Genomic DNA, 21,365 nt, shown 5'->3' on the forward strand with positions numbered 1-21,365 from the left:
GAGTGGGTATTCCATTGCCGATCTCCTGCTGCCGCTGGCAGGGTTCGATATGTATGCAGATACAGCGGAAACCATGAAGGCTCAACAAGCTATCGGTATCCTGAACGATTTTCAGAAGGAGCTTTTTGATGCCGGCGGCGGCGCCATTTTCAGGACGTTGAAAGACGGAAAAGTTCCGAAAGAAATATTGAGAGATATAGCCCAAAAGGCTGTCGACAATGGATCAAAAGGATTTAGTGAAGACGATTACGTAATGGTTTTAGAACAGGCATGGGAAGGGAGATAATGGACTTACCCGGATACTACGAATTCTGCTGTCGCGTGAAAATCATTGCCGGCCATAACGCGCTGGAAAAGATTCCCGGCGCCCTGTCTCATCTGAATGCAGGAAAACCGATGATCGTAACAGATAAAGGTGTTGCCGGCGCCGGATTGATTGATATCGTAACGAATGCCATAAAAGACGGTGTAACCATCGGGGCTATAGCAGATGATGTGCCACCGGATTCCGATCTGCGGGTTGTAAACCGTCTTGCACAGGAATATCGTGAAAAAGGCTGTGATTCTCTTATTGCCGTCGGTGGCGGGTCCGTTATGGATACGGCCAAAGGAATTAATATCGTCGTTTCTGAAAAGGCGGATGATCTGATGAAGTTCAGCGGCGGCCATGTTCTTAAACGGGCATTAAAGCCGCTTATCGCCATTCCGACTACGGCAGGAACGGGTTCTGAAGTAACCATGGCGGCTGTTATTAAAGATCATGAGAAACATCTGAAGATGCTCTTCGTCAGCTATTTTCTCTTGCCGGATGTTTCTATTGTAGATTCCCGAATGACACTGACACTTCCGCCTGCCATTTCGGCGGCTACAGGCATGGATGCCCTTTCGCATGCTGTGGAAGCGTACACGTGCCTTGCGAAAAATCCATTGAGCGACGCCCATGCTATTGCAGCGATCACTCTGATCAGTGAAAATCTCGTTAATGTCGTGAATAACCCCGGTGATAGAAATGGCCGTCTGTCCATGGCCAATGCCGCGACACTCGCCGGTATTGCCTTCTCAAACTCCATGGTGGGAATGGTGCACACCCTGGGGCATTCGGTCGGTTCCGTCTGTTCTGTTCCTCACGGGGTTGCTATGGCAATTCTCCTCCCCTATGGCCTGGAGTACAATATGCACAAAAATGGTCATCTCACGGCGGAGCTGCTGTTGCCCCTGGCCGGAACAAACGTCTATGCTGCAACCTCGAAGGACCAGAGAACAGATGCAGTTATCGCCCTTATCCGCCGGATGAATCAAGACCTGCATGACGCAACCGGCGGCAGGCATGCGCGCTTCTTCAAGGAAGTATTGGATAAAGAAGGGAAGCAAATGGTTCCGAGAGAAAAACTGCCGGACATTGCGAAAACTGCCCTCAGCGACGGTTCACTATTTTACAATCCTGAGGATCTGGATTATAATGATTTCTTCATGGTCCTGGAAGCGGCCTGGGAAGGTACGCCCCTCAACACAAACCTGACTAAAAGGATCAATAGCAGGTAATAAGACATTATAATCTGCATATTTTCATGGTGTCAACACAGTCCAAGATATGTTCTTGATACTTTTTCCAATTAATCATATTATAAAAAAAATTCATCAAAAGAGGAGTACGCAATGTCAACAGTTCCTGAAGAATTGGTTACAAAGATTCAAGAACTGCCCGACACTGAAAAGCTGAAGCTTGTTGATCTCATCCTGACACAGTTAGATAAGCCGGATCCCGAATTGGATAAGATATGGGCAGTGGAGGCTGCGAAAAGGTGGGCAGCTTATAAAGAGGGGCGATTAAAATCCATTCCCTACAGTGAAGTGATGGAAAGGTATCGCGGTCGATGAAAATCCGCTTTCTGGAGCTTGCTGAGCGGGAATTGGATGATGCTGTTGCCTGGTATGATAGCCAGAGTTATGGCCTTGGCACGGAATTCCTTGATGAAGTGGATCAGGTGATCCGGCGTGTAGCAACATGGCCTCTCTCCGGTATGGAACTTGGGCCTGGAATTCGCCGATGTCTGGTAAAACGCTTTCCCTATGGAATCATTTACGGAATTGATTCCGACATAATCATCATTTTAGCTGTGGCCCATCTGCATCGTGAACCACGTTACTGGTTGGATAGAACCATATAGAAACTCTCTATGTCTGAATTCGTTTGGGAATTCCGTGGACATAAAACCATTTATTAAAATCCTGAAACTCTTTTAACCCTTTCTGAGGAATGCCATGTACTGATTACAGAAACCCCGTTTCTCAACAAGAGAGCGGGGTTTTGTTCTTGAGGGAGCGTATTATGAAAAAAACCATACCTTTATTTATTATCTTACTCCTCTTTACATCTTTTTCCTCCGCCCTTGCCGAATTAAAAACGTTTGTTAAGGAATATACCTACCAGGCGAGCGAGGTGGACAGTAAAGTATCCTGCAGGGCAATTTCTTTGGAGCAAGTTAAAAGACTTCTTTTAGATGAATTGGGAACCTACCTTGAAAGCTACACAGAAATCGTAAACTTCAAGTTGACAAAGGATCAGATAACTGCCCTGACAGCCGGCATAGTTCAGACACAGGTTATTAAAGAAAAGTGGAATGGTGAAAGATATTGGATTCAGGCAGAGATCAAAGCCGACCCTGATGAAGTTGTTAAAGCCGTTGATTCGCTTCGTAAAGATAGACAGAAAAGTAAAGAACTTGAGAATGCAAACAAGAGGGCAGAAGCTGCGCTAAGGGAAGTTGAAAAATTAAGAAAGGAACTTGAATTAGCGAAAAAAGATCAGATAAAAATTGCACGATATGATGAAGCAATAAAAGAATTAAGTGCCATAGACTGGCTTCGCAAAGGACAGTCATTGTCAAATGCAGGAGATTATCAAGGGGCTGTATCTGCAGACACAAAAGCTATTCAATTGGATCCCAAAGATGCGTTAGCCTATGTCATTCGTGGATTCAACTATTACATTTTAGGCAATTACCAAAAGGCTCTTGAGGATTCCAATAAGGCTATTGAACTTGACCCAAGAATGGCAGGAGCTTATGTAGCTCGTGGTAGTGCTTATAGCGAGTTAGACAATTACCAGCAGGCTATCGAGGATTCAAACAAGGCTATAGAACTGGAACCAAGCAATTCACTGGCCTATGCTAATCGTGGTGCAGCATATGGCAAGTTAGGCAATTACCAGCAGGCTATCGAGGATTCAAACAAGGCTATAGAACTGGACCCAAGAAATTCGTTGGCCTATGATACTCGTGGCGATATATATGGCAAGTTAGGTAATTATAAGCAGGCTCTTGAGAATTTCAACAAAGCTGTAGAACTCGTCCCAAGAATTTCGATGAGCTATGCCAAGCGTGGTGCTACGTACAGCCTGTTAGGTAATTACCAGCAGGCTATTGATGATGCAAACAAGGCTATAGAAATTGACCCAAGAAATGCATGGGCCTATGTCGTTCGTGGTGATACTCATTATAATCGAGGCGATATGGAGCGAGCAATTAGTGACTATAAAATTTGTGCAAGGTTAGGACATGTAGATTGTCAAAGGGGATTAAGGTTAAAAGGAATTACCTGGTAAGAAGTTGTGATCTTTCGGATAAGCACCATCAAGAGCGTTCAAAGGAATATAAAAATATTGTCAATTATTCAAGAAGTTATGAAAAAGGAATTGCCTGCAGAAATAAGTGAACAGAAAAGTTCTTGGAATAATTTGAGAAAAGTAACGACGGCTAAAAAAGCGTGAATATTTAAGGAGCGTTTTCATGTCTACCCCATATAAAGTGTTTCTTAGAGGAATACCAATCATTTTAAGGAATGGCCCGCTTTCGCATAAGGATATTGCACGAGCTTTAAGAGAGGAATTTCCTGATTTTTGTAATGATTTGATACCTTGTCCACACGTCAATGACAAGTCAGGACATCCTGAATGGGATCACTTAGCTCGCAACGCAGAGCAAGGGCTGAAGCGTAGAAAAATAATTTTCTATAATCGCACTGTTAAGAAATGGGGGTTAGTTTTAAAAAGAAGCATGAACGAATATAGCAACGAACGAATTAAAAAGAAGGCATAATGGGGTCAGGCTTTAAATTTGAAAATTAATATCAAGTATCAAGTCTGATCCTATTACCTATTACTCTGGAATGGTGGGACTACCATAAACGCTCATGGCCTTACCGTAAACCATATGGGTGAGGCATAAGTATGATTTTTAGGCTTTCTAAATTCGTGATTGATAAATTTTGAGTATCAAAAAATGCCTTTATCAAGAAGCAAAATACTATTCAAAATACCCATTTATCGCGAATCATCAGATAAATATTATGAATATTTAACAAATAAGCGTAGCAAATCAGTTGAGCGACGAAGTGCAAGTATCAAAAGGATAGGATTAGATCGTAATGGACAAATAGAAAAGCAGCTTAGAAATAATCTACCATCTATTAATCCTCAATGTATATATTGGAACTATAACCGCATAATAGGATGGATTGAATTTTATGCTGATGGTGGTATTATTAAAGCGGCTTTGTGGTTCAGTCGATCAAAGAAAATAAGAAAAGATTTCGGAAAACAAATTATTGATTGTGTCGGCAAGATAAGTGATGTTTCGGAGACATATAATAAAGATAATGACTTAATAAGAAAAGATTTAAGAGATTTTATATCAGATTTTATGCTTGGCAAATTTGGTAATCGATACAAAAAATATTATCTCGATTCTACTGAGTTTTTGAAATTGATCGAGTATTTAGACATTAAAAGAATGATTGAAAAAAATTGCGGAATAGATCAATAAATTAAGAATAACAGAAACTTTCAATGTCAGGCCTTGCATTGTCACATTTAATACTCTTGCTGTTCGGGATTTTAAAAAAAACAATATTTCCACTCAGAGCATAGAAATAGCACCTGAAAAAGATTTTTGGAATCAAACCCATTGAAATTAAAGCATTATAATTGGGAGTATTCACAATGAAAGAAGAACAAACGCAAAAGAATACCCGAAAGAAAAAGCAGAAACCATTCTCGGCGCAGCCCGAATCGGCACAAGCCACGCAACGAACCTTAGAATCGCTGGAAATAATGAGAAATGAGACCCTGAAGGGGGGAGGCGTCAAGCTGATCGAAGATCAGCACCGCAGGGGGAAGCTGACTGCGCGGGAACGCATAGAACTGCTCCTGGATGAGGGGTCATTTGAGGAATTTGACCTCCTGAAAACGGGGAGGGGAGGCGCCTTCGGGAAGGAACAGACGTATCCCGGGGACGGTGTCGTGACGGGACATGGCACGATCGACGGCCGGGAAGTATTCATGTTCAGCCAGGATTTTACCGTCCGCGGCGGGTCATTGGGTGAAGCACACTCCCAGAAAATCAGCAAGGTAATGGATCACGCCGTGCGGGTGGGGGCTCCCATCATTGGGCTTAACGACTCCGGCGGCGCGCGAATTCAGGAAGGAGTGGATGCCCTGGCTTCCTACGGGGATATTTTTAAGAGAAACGCGCTGGCCAGCGGCATCATTCCACAGATATCCTGCATCATGGGGCCCTGTGCGGGTGGCGCCGTATACAGCCCGGCCCTCACCGATTTCATCTTCATGGTCGAGGATACGTCATACATGTACGTGACAGGTCCAAACGTCGTGGAAACCGTTACCCATATGGCTATTTCTCATGAAGATCTTGGAGGCGCAAGGGTTCACGGAGAAAAGAGCGGACTTGCTCATTTTGTGCTGCCCAACGACATCATGTGCCTGCGGGAAGTGAGGCGATTGATCAACTATCTCCCTTCCAATAATAAACAGAGGTCGCCGATTCTCGACCTCAGCGATCCGGCGGGACGGACAGACCCGGCACTGGATTATCTTGTGCCTGAAAATCCCAACCAGAGTTATGATATGAAGGTGTGCATTAACAGTATCCTTGACGGGGCAGAGTTTTTAGAAGTTCAGTCTCAGTATGCGAAGAATATCATTTGCGGATTCGGACGCATGGGAGGTCAGACAATCGGGCTTGTGGCAAATCAGCCCTCCGTCCTGGCGGGGGTGCTGGATAACAACGCATCAAACAAGGCGGCGCGATTCGTCCGGTTCTGCGATGTCTTTAACATTCCTTTGATATGCCTTGTGGATGTACCCGGTTTTATGCCGGGGCCGGAACAAGAGCAGGGAGGAATCATCCGCCACGGCGCCAAGCTTCTCTATGCCTTTATTGAAGCCACTGTGCCGCGTATCACCGTCATCGTCCGCAAAGCCTATGGAGGCGCCTACATTGTCATGAACTCCAAACAGATCGGCTGTGACATCAATTACGCCTGGCCTACGGCGGAGATTGCCGTGATGGGCCCGAAAGGCGCTGCGGAGGTGATTTTCCGGAAAGAGATCCAATCCTCACCCGATCCGGCGGCGGCCCTCACTGCGCGAACGGAAGAATATCGGAAAACATACGTTAATCCCTTCCTGGCCGCAAAGAGGGGATACATCGATGATGTCATTTTTCCGAGAGACACTCGATACCGGATAATCCGGTCTCTCCAGTTCCTCGAGGGGAAAAAAAGAGAGAGGCCGGAACGACTCCATGGAAATATTCCTCTTTAAGGAGGTACGATGTTTAAGAAAATTCTCATCGCGAATAGAGGCGAAATAGCGGTACGCATTGCCAGGACCTGCAAACGGATGAACATCAAAACGGTGGCGGTGTATTCACAGGTTGGCTCCCGTTCTCTCCACGTCAGAGAAGCCGATGAAGCCGCCTTCCTGGGAGGCTCCCGGCCGGAGGAATCGTATCTGGCAAAGGAAAAAATTATTGACGCCGCCCTTTCCCACGGCTGTCAGGCCATCCATCCCGGATACGGTTTTCTGTCGGAGAATGCGGAATTTGTTGATATGGTCACCAAAGCAGGCCTCGTATTTATCGGTCCTACTGCATCAGCCATCGCGACACTGGGTGATAAAATGACCGCCAAGACGTTTGCCGAAAAGCTGGGTATCCCCATCAAGTCCGGACCCAAGGGATGTCTTTCCTCATTCACAGAGGCGGTAACGATAGCACAGCAGATCGGATTCCCTTTGATGTTGAGGCCGGCGCGCGCCGGAGGAGGAAGAGGGATACGGGTGGTGGAAAGCAAAGCGGATTTGCGCCCTGCAGTGGACGCCTGTCAGAACGAGGCACGAAAAGCCTTTGGAAACGACGACTTTTTTATGGAGCGCTTCATTAAGAGGATACGTCATATTGAAATACAGATCATCGCCGATAACTATTGTAATGTCATTCATCTGGGGGAGAGAGAATGCTCCATCCAGAGGCGGTATCAAAAAATCATTGAGGAGAGCCCTTCGACGGCTGTAGATGACGCCCTGCGCGAGCGCATGGGAGAGATGGCGTGCAATCTTGCCCGGGAGGCAGGTTATACGAACGCGGGAACTGTTGAATTTATTCTGGACGATTTGGACAAGAGCGTCTATTTCCTGGAAATGAATACGCGCCTTCAGGTGGAACACCCCGTGACCGAAATGGTCACTCGACTGGATCTTGTGGAACTCCAGCTCCGAGTCGCTGCGGGAGAGAAGCTTCCCTTCCGTCAAAAAGATGTCATCAGAATCGGATGGGCTATCGAAGCGCGGATCTGCGCGGAGGACCCTTCCCGGAATTTTCTGCCTGTCACCGGCATGATAACGCGTTACGCGACAGCTCGAATAAGAAACGTCCGAATTGACAGCAGCATAGAGGCCGGAAGTTTTGTCAGCACTCATTACGATTCACTGCTGGCCAAGGTAATCGGATGGGGTGAAACAAGGAAGGAGGCGATTGAATCGCTCGTCCAGGCGCTGAATGCATATCACATCGAGGGATTGATCACGAATGTTGATTTTGTGAATGCCGTACTGAATCACCCATCATTTATCGCAGGCGACCTCTCGACGGATTTCATTGATGAGCACTTTGATCATGGCCAAATGAAGCTGCCTCCTCCCGAAGAGTGGCTTCACTTCATGGCAATAGCTGCAACAATCATCTTCCACAATCGGCAATCTCTCGTCCATGAATCCCTGAAACCGATGATGGCGAAAGTGGGCGCTCCACATCAGTCAAAAAACCAGGTCTCTTATATGGTGAAAGGAGAGGATGTTTTTTTTGAATTGCGCCTTCAGATGAATCCGGCGCCTCGCAGCTGGACCGTAATGGTAGATGGACGTAAATACCAGGTTGTCACTCCTGAATTTGAGTTTTTCCGGCGTAGGATTAAACTCAGGATCGATGGGAAAACCCAATTCTTCCATACTAAATATAAAGAAAATAACATATGGGTAGCCTACCGTGGCACAACTCGTGTTTTAGGAATCTATAGTCCCCTGGAATGGAAACTTTTTCACCACATGCCGAAGCCGAAAAAGGTACTTCCTGAGGATGTTGTTCGCTGCCCCATGCCGGGAATGGTTGTCGCTATCCTGGTAAAGAAGGGCGACCGTATCTATCGAGGTCAGGATCTCGTGAGCATAGAATCCATGAAGATGGAGATCTTCGTTGCATCTCCCGGTGACGGGCGGATAGAAAAGATCCATGTTGTCCCCGGTCAGGCTGTTGAAACCGGAGATATTCTTATCAAGCTACGAATTGATGCTGCGACCTCCGAAGAGGAGTTGGATATCTTCTATGGATAGAATCGGGAAATTGACTGAAGCAATATTACTGTAACGTTAAAGGTAAAGCCATGCATCTGAAGAGTGTGACCCTTCATCCGTCAAAATACCCGACAAAGGATCATTATCCTTTTAACGTACCTGTTTTTCAACAAACAAAAAGCATAGCCTTTAATACTCCTGTTACATTATTCGTCGGTGAAAACGGTTCGGGCAAATCAACCTTATTACAGGCGATATCTCATGTATGTGGAATTCACATATGGCGGGAATCCGAAAGAAGCCGTTTCAATCATAACCCATATGAAAATAAGTTCAGCGATTACCTTACAATTGAATGGACAGACGGCAAGGTTCCGGGATCTTTCTTTGGCTCAGACATTTTCCATCACTTTACACAGATCCTGGACGAATGGGCAGTAGCAGATCCCGGTCAGCTTACCTATTTTGGCGGTAGATCATTGATGACCCAATCTCATGGCGAATCTCTCATGTCTTTTTTCAGATCCCGCTATCAGATTAAAGGGCTCTATCTGTTGGACGAACCGGAAACAGCTCTATCGCCGCGGAGCCAGATTGCGTTACTCGAATTATTAATGACGAGCGGTGCAGGTCGTGCCCAATTTATTATTGCAACCCACTCTCCAATACTTCTGGCATGTCCTCATGCAGCAATCTATAGTTTCGATTACAGCCCGATAAAACAGGTGCAGTACGAAGAGACAGAGCACTACCGGATATACAGGGACTTCCTGGAGAGGAGGGCAAACTATTTAAAACAATCACAATAGGCATGCTAACCTCTTGAAAAATAGGAGAAATAACAGGAACAGCATTTCCTGTTTATGGGTATATCAAAATGAAATTCGGTTACATGGGTAAAATTTTAATGGTTGATCTCTCCATACGAGATATCCGTGAGGAGATCATTTCTGACGATGTTTATGAGCAATATCTATCCGGGATGGGATTGGCCGCGTATATTCTCTATAACAGGATTCCGACAGGGGCTGATCCCTTAGGCCCAGATAATATTCTGGGTTTTATATCCGGACTGTTGACCGGAACGGGAAGTCTCTTCGCCGGCAGATGGATGGTGGTAGGGAAATCCCCCCTGACCGGCGGATGGGGAGAGGCAAACTGTGGCGGCAGTTTTTCCCCGGCAATCAAGCGCTGCGGCTATGACGGCATATTTTTCACGGGAATCAGTAAAAGCCCTGTCTATCTTTATGTAAAAAACGGCAGAGCTGAACTTCTCGATGCGTCTCACCTCTGGGGAAGAGATTCTGTGGAATCGGAAGAGATGCTGATTGCCGAAACAGGAGGCCATTCGCGGGTTGCCGTCATCGGTCCCGCCGGGGAGAAGCTTTCTCTTATTTCCGGCATATGCAATGACAGGGGCAGAATGGCGGCACGGTCAGGACTCGGCGCCGTCATGGGTGTCAAGAGGCTGAAAGCAGTTGTACTTGACGGTAAAAAACGTATCGATGTCCATAACAGGGCGGAAATAAAAAGATTGAGTCAGATGTGCAACCGGTGGGTCCAGTTTCAGCCTCCCCTCTTTCCCGGGCCATTGGCGGCCTACGTGGGTACCCTCATGCGTTTGCTCCCCACGCAGATGGCCATGGAAGGATTGCTTTACAAGATTTTGCTGAAAAAGTGGGGCACGGGGAGCATGAACCAGATGTCCGCGGAGATGGGGGATTCCCCGATCAAGAACTGGAAGGGGAGTAATGTAGACTGGGGAATCAAACAGTCCTTGTCCGTAAACCCCGATGCGATCAGACACTATGAAAAGGTTAAGTATCACTGCTATGCCTGTCCATTAGGGTGCGGCGGCATATGTTCAACAAAGGGAAAATATGGCGAGACGCACAAGCCGGAGTATGAATCTGTCCTTGCTTTAGGCGGGCTGTGCATGAATGCTGATCTGGACAGCATCTTCCACCTTTGTGAGGTGTTGAACCGGGCCGGCATGGATACGATCTCTACGGGCAGCACAGTGGCCTTCGCCATCGAGTGCTATGAAGCGGGCATCCTTACGAAAAAGGAAACGGATGGGCTCGAACTCACCTGGGGGAATTCGGACGCCATTGTTGCCCTTATTGAAAAGATGGTCAGGCGCGAAGGTATCGGTGATCTTCTGGCTGATGGCTCGAAGGTTGCCGCCCGAAAAATCGGTAAAAATGCCGAAGCGTTTTCCATGCATGCAGGCGGCCAGGAACTCCCCATGCACGACGGCAGAAACGATCCCGGTTATAACGTGCACTATTCTGTCGAAGCGGCGCCGGGCAGACATAATGTGGGGGCGCAGATGTATTACGAGATGTTCCAGCTCTGGAAGGTGGTAAGCGCTCTGCCTCGCGTGAAGCCTCTCTATTTCAAAGGACGCAAGTACAGTGCGGATGAAGATAAGGCCGTGATGGCGGCTGCGTGCAGCAAGTTTATGAATGTTGTCAACGGCGCCGGTCTTTGCATGTTTGGCGTCTTTCTGGGCGCAAAAAGAATACCGACATTCTCCTGGTTAAATGCAGCAACGGGATGGAACAAAACGCCTGAGCAATACCTGGAAATCGGGGAGCGCGTCCAGACACTGAAGCGGGCCTTCAATATCAGGCACGGGATAGATCCAAGGACGTTCAGACTAAATGCCAGGGTCATCGGGAAACCTTCACAGGCGGAAGGGGCGAACCGGGGAAGAACCATGGACATGGAAAAGATGATAAGCGATTATTATCGGCAATTCGGGTGGGAGCCTCGGACAGGCAGGCCGACTGAGGAGAGTATGGCAAAGCTGGGACTCCGTGGTGATGAACATGTCGTATAGAATCATGGAAACGTGCAACGGCTGCGGCGCATGCAGGAGATTGTGCCCGGTTGATGCAATAAAGGGAGACAAAAATACACTTCATGTCATTGCCCGTAATCTGTGTATTGAATGCGGCGCCTGCGGGCGGGTTTGTCCGGTGGAAGCCGTAAATGACCCCTTTGGTATTTTGTGTAAAATGGTTAAGAAATCCGAGTGGGAGAAACCGCGGTTTGATAAAAAGACCTGCATGTCCTGCAGGATCTGCATCGACGCCTGTCCGGTTCATTGTCTCGGCCTGTCTGATGCAGCGAGCCCCGACGATCCTCACGGGTATCCTTATATGGAAAATGAGAAAACCTGCATCGGATGCGGATTTTGCGCCAGGGAATGCCCCGTTGAGGCTGTCTCCATGGTTGTATCATGAACCCGGACAGATAACTTTCAAGTCCCCCTTTGTAAAGGGGGATTCAGGGGGATTTTAAGTGCATGCCGTAAAATCTCCCCCAACCCCTCTTTAGAAAAGAGGGGGGACATTGAATATACAGTAACCAGGAAAAGAGAAAGGAGATCCTCTATGCAGCCGCCCGTTAAAATGTATACACTCAGTACGTGCAGCCACTGTAAAGCAACCAAGAGATTTATGAATGATTGTAACGTGAAATACGAATTTACGGACGTCGATTTGCTGAGCGGTGAGGAAAAGGCCGCCGTTATGGCTGATGTCAGAAAGTTTAATCCACGATGTTCATTCCCCACGATTATCATCGGTGATAAAGTCATTGTGGGGTTTGATGAAACGGCAATTAAGGAGGCTTTAGGGTTATAATGGAAGCCGATCAGCTTTATGAGATGTTGCGGAAAATTCAGGAGCCAAGAGGCTATTTTTTTAACAGGGACAGGGAGAAGGTGCTCGATATCCTCAGAGATCTCCTGATCAACAAAGAGCGTTACGGCTACATGTCCTGTCCTTGCCGTCTGGCGTCAGGGGATCGAGAGCGTGACAAAGACATTGTCTGTCCCTGTGCGTATCGGTCCGCCGACGTAAACAAATACGGAAGCTGCTATTGCAATCTTTATGTTTCACAAAAATGGAACGAAGATAAAACTCCGCACGCATATGTGCCGGAAAGGCGACCGCCGGAGAGGATGCCTTTTCTTTAGTTTATACGGTTTGGATTGCTTCTTTTCCTCGTTCTTCCCAGTATCCCCGCTCTTACGGTGACAGGCTTGTTACGGGAATAATACCTGGAATAAAAAAGGGGAGTCATTTCTAATGGGCCTCCCCTCATAATCACTTCAATGGTTACGGGGGTTATGGTGTAAATTTATCCGGGTAGATTACATACCAGACGTTATTTACTCCCTCACCATTCATGTCTCCCGGCTTTGCATCCTTGAAGAAATAGTAGAGTCGCCACCCCTTATATGTTGTCTGCTTCTGCCCGTCATCTCTCGTGATAACTCCGAAATCCTTTTTCTTCAGTGGCTTTTTCACGACAATCTTTTCCGTGTAAAACACCGGCCATTTCGTCAGGCATTCATTGATACATGCACTTATGCTTGGCATATCCTTCTTAAAGTAGTAGATGCTCATTCCCTTTGAGTCAACGAGGTAGCTGCCCGCTCCCTCTTTGACTTGAAGTTGAATGGTATAGGGAGATGCCTTTTGTTTTTTCCCTTCTGCCTGGGCCAGGGCGCTGGTACTCAAGAACATTCCGACGAACACGAAAACACACGCTGAAATCAACAGTGTCCTGACTATATTTCTCCTTTTCATCGTTACCTCCTTCTGTGCAGCGAATTTTTTCACTAATAGAGATTTCCTATATCTGTACTCTGTCACTTACTTCATTTAGTCTTTTTTTATCCCCCCTCTCCTTCTTAATCCCACTTACGGAAATATATCAATACAGCTTTTAAACCTTTATAAGGCTTTAATTATAACAGGCTTTGTAATTTCCTGCAAAAATTTAAAATCCTTTTATTCAATAAGTGACAAATGAACCTTGATTTTAAAACCCGAGTGTTCATGCTGCTTTCCCTTTGACATACATTCTTCATTCGAGTATATTTAATGTACTGGAAAAGTGTGAGTATTTAAAGAGAATGAGCAGCATTATATCATTAAGGCGGAAGCTGATCCATGGCCTATAATGAACCCATACAATTATCTCATCTCATTGATACCTCCACGCACAAAGCAATTGTGGCGGAGGTAAAGAAGATTTTTTCGTATCACTACCCAGCGAGATATTTCAGTGCAATTAATAGAAGTTATAGACTTGTAAAAACCCTCCATGAGGGGAAATTCCCCGGCTATAAGGCCTGCAATACCGAGTACCATAACCTTTCACATACCTTAGATGCGATGCTCGCCGCCGTCCGGTTGGTTGACGGACACAATATCGAAACCTCGCATTTTCCGGTACATCTTGCGGTAAATTTGCTCAACGCAACACTGTTGCATGACGCAGGGTATATTCAGGAAGACTCGGACCATGAGGGCACGGGTGCGAAGTACACCACATTTCATGTGGAGCGAAGCGTACAATTCTTGAGAAAAAACCATGAGGCGTTCAAGTTCACCCCGGATGACGTTAATATAATTGCCAATCTGATACGGTGCACAGGCCTGATGGTCAGGATCGAAACCATCCCATTCTCTTCCCCGGAAGAGAAGCTTGCAGGCTGTATTCTCGGCGCCGCCGATCTTTTAGGCCAGATGTCTGACAGGGCATACCTGGAGAAGTTGATATTTTTATATTACGAATTTAAGGAAGCGGGCATTGAAGGCTTCAATACCGAATTCGACCTTGTGCGAAAAACGGTTGATTTTTATGAATTTACGAAGAAGCGGCTTGCTGAATCATATTTAAACTCGTTTAGTTATGCGCAGTACCATTTCAAGGAGCGGTTTGCAATTGACTGCAATCTCTATATGGAGACGATTGACCGGCACATCGGGTATCTGCATAAGATCATTGAGGATGAAACGACAAACTTCCGTCACAAACTGAAGCGGGGGAAATGGGTGCACACCTATCCGCGGGCTAAATAGTGATAATCATCCGTGCTGTGAACCCCATTCATCTTGAATAGATAACTCCTCATGACCGGAAGCCGCATCTCGCGAGCCCCGCCCTGAGGGCGGTCCGCTTCACTTATTGTCACTTACCGTCTCAATAATTTCCGGGCCATAGAGGCTTATCTTTTCAGGGGAAAGTATACCTGTCTCCTTCAGCATTTCAATGGAGGATGCCTCGGTTTTCGCCAAGTCAACCAGAGTCTGATCTGACAGTATCCTGAAACGCGCCCTGTTTGTCTCTTTTGCCTTTTGAAAACGCCAGCAGTTGAGATTCATTAGATAGTGCTTCTGGTGTTCCGTGAGGGAGTGATACCCTTTAATATTCTTATACCCCAGGGGATTGAGCAGCTTCTCGTTCCAGGTTACAGCGGCGATAGTATCAAAGGCCTTTACCGCCTTTCTTTTGAAACCCCTCCGCTGGATTTCGTGATCGAGTCTGTTGTACAGTGCTTTCAGAAATGCTGTATCCTGGACGGCATAATGTATTTGTTCTTCTGTCAGGGGTCGGGTTTCCCACTTCGAACGTTGCATCTTTTTATCTTTTTTCAGTTCAATGCCCAGATACTGGCCGATCAGCGCCGAGAGAGAAAGAAAGTGACAGCCCAGGATAGCTGCCGCCAGATGTGTATCAAAAATATTTTTAAATTCAAACCCATAGTCCCGTTTCAGAATCCGAATATCGTTATCACCGGCGTGCATGATCTTGAGGATTGCCGAATCAGCATAAATCTTTCCTAAAAAGGAAAAATCCAGACCGTTGAGAGGGTCTAAAAGGTAGGTTTTTTTATCAGCCGCTATCTGGACTAAACAGAGCACTTCCCGAAAATATCTGAAAGAATCATATTCCGTATCAACACAGATAATGGAGGAGCTGCTGATGTCTTCTTTTGCCTCATCCATTTTTACGGATGTATCGATCCAAACCCACTGATTATTCATGGCAATATCTGTCCTGTTTGTGAATCCGCTTCAAGCGCATTCCCTCAAAATAACGATAGTATGAAGGGAGGCTCAACCATGAATTTTCAAGAATGTCAAGATAATTGATGATCTCATAAACAAATTATGAATAGAATTAGAAACAAATAACGTTGTAAAAAAAGCTCCAGATGCAACGCGTTTCCTTCTAAAGGCTCAGGATAAACTCACCTGAGGAATAAGACGGACGTAAAGGGAGGGGACTTTTACGAAGGCGTCATAATTCATTTTTCACGTTGACAAGGGAATTCCCTTTGTCCTATAGTGCCCCTTCTAAAAAACGGGCGTTTATTATGTGCTGGAGATGAATATGAGTTCTTCCAGAGCCCCCGGTAACCGGTAAGGAGAACTAAATGAAGTACACCAAATCAAAACTGATGCGTGGATATGCCAATTCAATGCTTACCATTGATCTCGGGACAGGTATGATAAATGCGAGTGACCTTGATCCACAACTGAGGGATTATTTTGTTGGAGGCAGAGCGCTGGGTTTATATCTTCTTCATAGACGAATAACTCCAAACACAAACCCCTATGCTCCCGAAAATCCACTGATATTTTCACCCGGTCCGTTAGCAGGAATTCCTCAGTTTCCCGGTACGAGCAAATGCATGGCAATCTCTCTGTCACCCCATACAGGAATTCCAGGAGTATCGAATTTTGGAGGGCATTTTGGGGCCCACATGAAATACGCCGGATTCGATATCATTGAGATCGCGGGAAAATCGGAAAAGGACATCTTTGTCGTCATTGATGGTTTCGAGAATGAGGTAAAACTGATCGAAGCGCCCCGGATCGACCATGTGTTTGACCTGGAGAAATTAATTGCTGAGAAATTTACGAAAGCGGGATATGAAAAAAAGGACATTGCTTTCGTGACGACCGGCGTAGGTGCGGCCAACACAACATACGGATGTATCAATAGCCATTATTATGATCCTACGAAAGAAACTGATGGCCTGAAGGGGTTTTTCAGAACGAAGCAGGCGGGAAGGACGGGACTTGGCTCGGTGATGATTGATAAGAAAATACGGTCGATCATTGTCCTTGCAGAATATCCACGCGGCGAAAATCCGTATGGGGCGGCCGACTGGGAGAAAGCGAGAAAAGCGGGATTGAAGCTTTCTAAGGTTGTCAGGGAAGTAGATCCGGTGTCATTGAAAATGTACCGCAAGGGAAGCGCGGGGCTGATCAGCTTTATGAATAAGGAGAACTACCAATCTCTGCCGGTGAATAATTACCAGTATGGTTCGGATCCGAGGGCGGAACAGATCAGCGGGAAATTTTACGCGGCGAACCTCTTCGATCACAAGGGAATGGATGGATGTTTCCCCGGATGCTCTCTGCGGTGCACCAAGGGCGGCTGGGTTACTATAACAGTCGGTGATCCAAAGGGTAAGAAAGTCTGGGTCGATGGCCCCGAGTATGAGACAGCGGTCGGTTTCGGTTCGAATTTAGGGGTATGGAATGCCGAATCCATCATGGAAGCCAACTGGCACTGCGACAACTACGGGATCGATACCATAACCGCTGCTGTTATTATTGCCTTTCTGATGGAGTGTTTCCAGAGGGGTTATCTGTCGAAAGAGGATACGGATGGAATAGAGCTAAAATGGGGGAATGATAAAGCCGTATTGCATTTCCTTCACCAGATTGCCAACGGGGAAACCGAATGCGCACGGGAAGCGGGAAAAGGTATGCTCAGCTTAGCGGATTGGGTGTCCCTCAGGTATGTTAAAAGAACCGGCCTCGAAAATCCTCAGAAGGAACTTATGAAATTTGCGATGCAGGCGAAAGGTCTTCCTTTTTCTCTTTACAGAACCCACAGGTCTTTGTGCATGCAGGCGTCGTATGCTGCGGCCAGTGATATCGGGGCGCATCATGCTGCTGCATGGCTGATCAAGGTAGATTTACTGGGAGCATTTCCCACCATGCAGGATAAGGCGCGAGCGTTGATTACCTACCCGAGGGTGAGACTCGGAAATGATAACCTTGGTCTCTGCAAGCTCCCGTGGGTTGACGTATTCAACCCTGAATCTGAAAAAGTCAAAGATACGGATAAGTATATTAACCCTGCTTCCCAGGAGATGTATGCAGACTTCTATAACGGTATGCTGGGGACGAATCTCACCTGGGAGAAGATTTACGAGCAGACGGACCGTGATATCAACTTGCAGAGGGTCATGAACGCCACGATCTTCGGCAAAGATACGGGAGAAAATGACTGGATTCCCGACAGGGCAATAGGGCCGACCGATGATGGTCTGTATGATGCTGAAAAGGATTTTCACGATGCAGAGGTAAGCAAAATATTGGGAAAGCCCCTCGAAGATGTTCAGAAAATGGAAACGGGGGAGAAAAGGGAAATCCTGATGAGCTACAGAAAAGGCCGGTTACGGGAGCTGATCCAGGCCTATTATCACGAACGGGGTTGGAACGCCGCGGGGATACCGACCGTCGATACCCTGAAACGGGTCGGGTTGTGGGATTACCTGACTGAGGGAACACAAACAAAAATCCGTGAAATGAATGTTTAATTGACGCCTTGTCCCGATCCACATGAGGAGAATTTTTGAGACACTTGTACTATTCATGGGGTATGCATGTCTAAAGCATGAGTTCGCATCATTAACCGAATAATTGCAAACGTCCACTTTTTCGTAGGAAAACATAGCGTAATCTGAATAAATGTTACGTATCGAGACCTCCCTGGACAAGTTCAATGGTAATTTACCATGAAAAAAGAAATTGACAATTTCGATTTTCGTGGTATCCATACACCATGATCCCACGAAATGAACTGATTCGGCGCCTTAAAGAATCTCTGGATCGAAGCAGGGTGGTTGCCCTTGTTGGACCAAGACAGTGCGGTAAGACAACCCTCGCGCGCGAGTTCGTCGCACCGGAATCGCCCAACTACTTCGACCTGGAAGATCCCACCAGCCTGGTGCGGCTTGAAGAACCCATGACGGCGCTCGGTGCTTTGCAGGGGCTCGTCGTCATCGATGAAGTCCAGCGGCGGCCTGATCTTTTTCCCATCCTGCGCGTTCTTGCTGATCGCCAGCCTTTGTCTGCACGCTTTCTGATCCTCGGAAGCGCATCGAAGACCCTGCTTCGTCAGGCGTCAGAATCGCTGGCCGGCCGGATCGAGACGGTATCCATGAGCGGATTCAGCATGGCAGAATTGGGAACGGCAATGCAACAGAGCCACTGGCTCCGTGGCGGTTTTCCACCTTCTTATCTGGCACAGACAGAATCAGATAGTCTGGCTTGGCGTAAAAACTTTATTCAAACGTTCCTGGAACGGGATCTCCCTCAATGGGGCATTATGGCCCCGCCCATCACGCTTCTTCGTTTCTGGACCATGCTAGCCCATTACCACGGGCAGATATGGAGCGCCGTCGAACCCGCCCGCTCCTTAAGTGTCAGCGAGCCGACGGTGCGTCGCTACCTGGATATCCTGACGGGTGTATTCATGATTCGCCAGCTCCAGCCCTGGCACGCCAATCTTAAAAAACGGCAGGTCAAGGCTCCGAAGATTTATTTACGGGACACGGGTCTTCTGCATCAGTTGCTCGGTATCCGCTCAGACCAGGAACTCTTCAGTCACCCGAAATGCGGTTCTTCCTGGGAAGGTTATGTCATTGAAGAAACCATCAAAACCATGAACCCCGATGAGGCTTATTTCTGGGGAACACACAACGGCGCGGAGATCGACCTCGTGATGGTGAAGGGTGGCCGGATGCTCGGCGTGGAATGCAAGAGGATCGATGCGCCGCGGCTGACGCCCTCGATGCGCATTGCCCTCGAAAATTTGAATCTGGAGCGGATCGCCGTCGTATACCCGGGAACACGCCGCTATGCCCTGGCGGAGAATGTCCATGCCGTGCCCCTGGAAGCGATTGCGGATGGAATGGCAGGATTGTTTGCGGGGTCATGAACCAAACCCATAGACTGCGGTATCAACTGTAAAGGAGATGCAACACGCGTGAGAAAGCAGAACATAAGAAATATTGCCATTATTGCCCACGTTGATCACGGCAAAACAACCCTAGTCGATGCCATGCTCAGGCAGACGGGTACCTTCCGGGAGCATCAGGAAATCGTGGAACGGGTAATGGACTCGATGGATCTCGAAAAAGAACGGGGGATTACCATCATGGCGAAGAATACAGCCATATGGTACGACAAGATCAAGATCAATATCGTCGATACGCCCGGTCATGCGGATTTCGGCGGCGAGGTCGAACGGAGCCTGAATATGGTCGATGGGGCCATTCTGCTGGTCGATGCCAGCGAAGGACCGCTTCCACAGACACGATTCGTCGTTAAAAAGGCCCTTGCCAGAAAACTGCCCATTGTGGTTGTCATCAACAAGATTGACCGCGGCGATGCCCGGATCGATGAGGTCATCGATGAGATATACGACCTTTTTATTGATCTCGATGCGAACGAGCAGCAGATTGAGTTTCCCATACTCTATACCAACGCCAAACGGGGCATCGCCCATCAGAAGCTGGGAGATCCATCGGAAGATCTTAAACCCCTGTTTGACGCCATCTGTTCCGCCATACCCGGTCCTGACACCGATGACGAACATGTTCCCCAGTTCCTGGTGACGAATCTCGATTACGATCCCTATGTGGGGCAAATCGCCATCGGGCGGCTGATCAACGGAGTCCTCGCGATGAATCAGACCTATGCACTTTGCGGAGAAAATGCGATCACTTCCGGGGTCAGGTTTTCCGCCCTTTACATGTTTTACGGCTTGAGGAAAAAGCAGGTGGATGCCGTCGAGGCCGGTGATATCGTCGCCGTTGCCGGCGTTGAGGCCATCAGTATCGGCGATACGATTACATCGCAGGAAAATCCCCTACCGCTCCCACGGATAAACATTGACGCGCCGACCGTCTCCATGATCTTTTACGTAAACAACAGCCCCTTTGCCGGCAAGGAAGGAAAGTATCTGACGTCACGCCATCTTCTTGAACGTCTGGAAAAGGAGAGTTTCCGGAACGTCTCGCTGAAATTGAAACCGCTGGAGCGCAAGGACGCCTTCGAGGTCTGCGGGCGTGGGGAGTTGCAGATGGCCGTGCTGATCGAGACCATGCGCCGGGAGGGCTATGAGTTCATGGTGTCCAAGCCAACCGTTATCACAAAAAAAGAAAACGGCAAAACCCTGGAGCCTGTAGAGTGCGTTTTTATCGATATCCCTGAAGAATTCGTCGGTATTGTTACGGAAAAACTGTCGGTGAGAAAAGGGCGCATGACCCACCTGATCAATAAGGGAAGCGGCCGGGTCAACCTGGAGTTCCTTGTTCCCTGCCGCGGCCTGATCGGTTTCCGCAGTCATTTTCTGACGGATACCAAGGGTGCGGGTGTGATGAATACGCTCTTTGAAAACTATGAACCGTGGTTCGGGCCGATCCCGCAGCGGGCAAGCGGCGCTCTTCTGGCTGATAGAAGCGGCAGGGTGACGAACTATGCCAGCCTGGCTATGGTAGACCGCGGTGAACTCTTCGTGGAGGCGGGGTACGAGGTGTACGGCGGGATGATCATCGGCGAACGCAATCGCAATGGTGATATGACGGTGAATATTACTAAAGAAAAGAAGCTCACGAATATCAGAAGCTCAACGTCGGAAGCGACCGTTACCTTAAGGCCTCCGCGGCCGCTGTCCCTGGATCAGTCCATTGAATTTATCGCTGAGGACGAACTGGTGGAAGTCACACCGCAACACATACGCCTGCGGAAGATGGAGCTCGATGCGAATAAACGGGCATCGAGACGCAAGGAAGATAATAATCCTTAAATCCGGAGTCTCTCTC

The 21,365-nt window shown here is 47.5% G+C and carries 20 protein-coding genes; 18 read left to right on the forward strand and 2 right to left on the reverse strand.

Annotated elements, in window-relative coordinates:
* From NTW12_13055 to NTW12_13120, 14 genes are all read left to right on the forward strand, one after another.
* The coding region (locus NTW12_13055; GenBank protein MCX5847263.1) for an alcohol dehydrogenase at nucleotides 1-286 on the forward strand (286 nt) is incomplete at its 5' end.
* Nucleotides 286-1,542: an iron-containing alcohol dehydrogenase gene (locus NTW12_13060; protein MCX5847264.1), complete on the forward strand. Its 1,257-nt coding sequence runs from the start codon at nucleotides 286-288 to the stop codon at nucleotides 1,540-1,542. The genes NTW12_13055 and NTW12_13060, both read left to right, overlap by 1 nt.
* Nucleotides 1,543-1,656: 114 nt before the next feature.
* On the forward strand, nucleotides 1,657-1,878 hold the full coding sequence (locus NTW12_13065; GenBank protein ID MCX5847265.1) for an addiction module protein: 222 nt from the start codon (nucleotides 1,657-1,659) through the stop codon (nucleotides 1,876-1,878).
* The gene (locus tag NTW12_13070; GenBank protein MCX5847266.1) at nucleotides 1,875-2,168 is read left to right on the forward strand and encodes a type II toxin-antitoxin system RelE/ParE family toxin; all 294 of its coding nucleotides are present in this window, start codon (nucleotides 1,875-1,877) and stop codon (nucleotides 2,166-2,168) included. Before NTW12_13065 ends, NTW12_13070 begins: the two co-directional genes overlap by 4 nt.
* 161 nt (nucleotides 2,169-2,329) lie before the next feature.
* Complete coding sequence (locus tag NTW12_13075) at nucleotides 2,330-3,604, forward strand: tetratricopeptide repeat protein (protein MCX5847267.1); 1,275 nt, start codon at nucleotides 2,330-2,332, stop codon at nucleotides 3,602-3,604.
* A 184-nt stretch (nucleotides 3,605-3,788) separates the two neighbouring features.
* Nucleotides 3,789-4,097, forward strand: coding sequence for a hypothetical protein (locus tag NTW12_13080; GenBank protein MCX5847268.1), 309 nt, complete (start codon nucleotides 3,789-3,791; stop codon nucleotides 4,095-4,097).
* A gap of 183 nt (nucleotides 4,098-4,280) precedes the next feature.
* Nucleotides 4,281-4,823: a hypothetical protein gene (locus NTW12_13085; protein ID MCX5847269.1), complete on the forward strand. Its 543-nt coding sequence runs from the start codon at nucleotides 4,281-4,283 to the stop codon at nucleotides 4,821-4,823.
* Between the two features lie 287 nt (nucleotides 4,824-5,110).
* Nucleotides 5,111-6,622 (forward strand): acyl-CoA carboxylase subunit beta, encoded by a 1,512-nt coding sequence (locus tag NTW12_13090; GenBank protein ID MCX5847270.1) that lies wholly within the window; start codon nucleotides 5,111-5,113, stop codon nucleotides 6,620-6,622.
* A gap of 9 nt (nucleotides 6,623-6,631) precedes the next feature.
* On the forward strand, nucleotides 6,632-8,686 hold the full coding sequence (locus tag NTW12_13095) for a biotin/lipoyl-binding protein (protein ID MCX5847271.1): 2,055 nt from the start codon (nucleotides 6,632-6,634) through the stop codon (nucleotides 8,684-8,686).
* Nucleotides 8,687-8,736: 50 nt separating this feature from the next.
* On the forward strand, nucleotides 8,737-9,456 hold the full coding sequence (locus NTW12_13100; GenBank protein ID MCX5847272.1) for an AAA family ATPase: 720 nt from the start codon (nucleotides 8,737-8,739) through the stop codon (nucleotides 9,454-9,456).
* Between the two features lie 83 nt (nucleotides 9,457-9,539).
* Complete coding sequence (locus NTW12_13105) at nucleotides 9,540-11,492, forward strand: aldehyde ferredoxin oxidoreductase family protein (protein ID MCX5847273.1); 1,953 nt, start codon at nucleotides 9,540-9,542, stop codon at nucleotides 11,490-11,492.
* Nucleotides 11,482-11,898 (forward strand): 4Fe-4S binding protein, encoded by a 417-nt coding sequence (locus tag NTW12_13110; GenBank protein ID MCX5847274.1) that lies wholly within the window; start codon nucleotides 11,482-11,484, stop codon nucleotides 11,896-11,898. Before NTW12_13105 ends, NTW12_13110 begins: the two co-directional genes overlap by 11 nt.
* 150 nt (nucleotides 11,899-12,048) lie before the next feature.
* Complete coding sequence (locus NTW12_13115) at nucleotides 12,049-12,300, forward strand: glutaredoxin family protein (GenBank protein ID MCX5847275.1); 252 nt, start codon at nucleotides 12,049-12,051, stop codon at nucleotides 12,298-12,300.
* Nucleotides 12,300-12,635, forward strand: a complete 336-nt coding sequence (locus NTW12_13120; protein ID MCX5847276.1) for a ferredoxin:thioredoxin reductase — start codon at nucleotides 12,300-12,302, stop codon at nucleotides 12,633-12,635. The genes NTW12_13115 and NTW12_13120 overlap by 1 nt, the downstream gene beginning before the upstream one ends.
* A gap of 151 nt (nucleotides 12,636-12,786) precedes the next feature.
* Here NTW12_13120 and NTW12_13125 read toward each other — a convergent pair whose 3' ends face one another.
* Complete coding sequence (locus NTW12_13125) at nucleotides 12,787-13,251, reverse strand: hypothetical protein (protein MCX5847277.1); 465 nt, start codon at nucleotides 13,249-13,251, stop codon at nucleotides 12,787-12,789.
* A 366-nt stretch (nucleotides 13,252-13,617) separates the two neighbouring features.
* Here NTW12_13125 and NTW12_13130 point away from each other — a divergent pair, with 366 nt between their 5' ends.
* The gene (locus NTW12_13130; GenBank protein MCX5847278.1) at nucleotides 13,618-14,532 is read left to right on the forward strand and encodes a hypothetical protein; all 915 of its coding nucleotides are present in this window, start codon (nucleotides 13,618-13,620) and stop codon (nucleotides 14,530-14,532) included.
* Between the two features lie 99 nt (nucleotides 14,533-14,631).
* Here NTW12_13130 and NTW12_13135 read toward each other — a convergent pair whose 3' ends face one another.
* Nucleotides 14,632-15,498, reverse strand: coding sequence for a ribonuclease D (locus NTW12_13135; GenBank protein ID MCX5847279.1), 867 nt, complete (start codon nucleotides 15,496-15,498; stop codon nucleotides 14,632-14,634).
* A gap of 392 nt (nucleotides 15,499-15,890) precedes the next feature.
* On the opposite strand from NTW12_13135, the gene NTW12_13140 reads away from it, so the two are divergent.
* The 3 genes from NTW12_13140 to typA all read left to right on the forward strand — a co-directional run bounded on the left by NTW12_13140 (nucleotide 15,891) and on the right by typA (nucleotide 21,349).
* Complete coding sequence (locus NTW12_13140; GenBank protein MCX5847280.1) at nucleotides 15,891-18,074, forward strand: hypothetical protein; 2,184 nt, start codon at nucleotides 15,891-15,893, stop codon at nucleotides 18,072-18,074.
* A gap of 245 nt (nucleotides 18,075-18,319) precedes the next feature.
* Nucleotides 18,320-19,477, forward strand: coding sequence for an ATP-binding protein (locus NTW12_13145; protein MCX5847281.1), 1,158 nt, complete (start codon nucleotides 18,320-18,322; stop codon nucleotides 19,475-19,477).
* 48 nt (nucleotides 19,478-19,525) lie between these two features.
* Nucleotides 19,526-21,349, forward strand: a complete 1,824-nt coding sequence (gene typA, locus NTW12_13150; GenBank protein MCX5847282.1) for a translational GTPase TypA — start codon at nucleotides 19,526-19,528, stop codon at nucleotides 21,347-21,349.
* The last annotated feature ends 16 nt before the right edge of the window (nucleotides 21,350-21,365 follow it).

It is taken from the genome of Deltaproteobacteria bacterium (assembly GCA_026388545.1).
Lineage (GTDB): Bacteria > Desulfobacterota > Syntrophia > Syntrophales > UBA2185 > JAPLJS01.

Excerpts from the sequence above, each read along its gene's own strand:
- NTW12_13060 (MCX5847264.1), top strand. The coding sequence starts at position 286 with ATGGACTTACCCGGATACTACGAATTCTGCTGTCGCGTGAAAATCATT.
- NTW12_13065 (MCX5847265.1), top strand. The coding sequence starts at position 1,657 with ATGTCAACAGTTCCTGAAGAATTGGTTACAAAGATTCAAGAACTGCCC.
- NTW12_13070 (MCX5847266.1), top strand. The coding sequence starts at position 1,875 with ATGAAAATCCGCTTTCTGGAGCTTGCTGAGCGGGAATTGGATGATGCT.
- NTW12_13075 (MCX5847267.1), top strand. The coding sequence starts at position 2,330 with ATGAAAAAAACCATACCTTTATTTATTATCTTACTCCTCTTTACATCT.
- NTW12_13080 (MCX5847268.1), top strand. The coding sequence starts at position 3,789 with ATGTCTACCCCATATAAAGTGTTTCTTAGAGGAATACCAATCATTTTA.
- NTW12_13085 (MCX5847269.1), top strand. The coding sequence starts at position 4,281 with ATGCCTTTATCAAGAAGCAAAATACTATTCAAAATACCCATTTATCGC.
- NTW12_13090 (MCX5847270.1), top strand. The coding sequence starts at position 5,111 with ATGAGAAATGAGACCCTGAAGGGGGGAGGCGTCAAGCTGATCGAAGAT.
- NTW12_13095 (MCX5847271.1), top strand. The coding sequence starts at position 6,632 with ATGTTTAAGAAAATTCTCATCGCGAATAGAGGCGAAATAGCGGTACGC.
- NTW12_13100 (MCX5847272.1), top strand. The coding sequence starts at position 8,737 with ATGCATCTGAAGAGTGTGACCCTTCATCCGTCAAAATACCCGACAAAG.
- NTW12_13105 (MCX5847273.1), top strand. The coding sequence starts at position 9,540 with ATGGGTAAAATTTTAATGGTTGATCTCTCCATACGAGATATCCGTGAG.
- NTW12_13110 (MCX5847274.1), top strand. The coding sequence starts at position 11,482 with ATGTCGTATAGAATCATGGAAACGTGCAACGGCTGCGGCGCATGCAGG.
- NTW12_13115 (MCX5847275.1), top strand. The coding sequence starts at position 12,049 with ATGCAGCCGCCCGTTAAAATGTATACACTCAGTACGTGCAGCCACTGT.
- NTW12_13120 (MCX5847276.1), top strand. The coding sequence starts at position 12,300 with ATGGAAGCCGATCAGCTTTATGAGATGTTGCGGAAAATTCAGGAGCCA.
- NTW12_13125 (MCX5847277.1), bottom strand. The coding sequence starts at position 13,251 with ATGAAAAGGAGAAATATAGTCAGGACACTGTTGATTTCAGCGTGTGTT.
- NTW12_13130 (MCX5847278.1), top strand. The coding sequence starts at position 13,618 with ATGGCCTATAATGAACCCATACAATTATCTCATCTCATTGATACCTCC.
- NTW12_13135 (MCX5847279.1), bottom strand. The coding sequence starts at position 15,498 with ATGAATAATCAGTGGGTTTGGATCGATACATCCGTAAAAATGGATGAG.
- NTW12_13140 (MCX5847280.1), top strand. The coding sequence starts at position 15,891 with ATGAAGTACACCAAATCAAAACTGATGCGTGGATATGCCAATTCAATG.
- NTW12_13145 (MCX5847281.1), top strand. The coding sequence starts at position 18,320 with ATGATCCCACGAAATGAACTGATTCGGCGCCTTAAAGAATCTCTGGAT.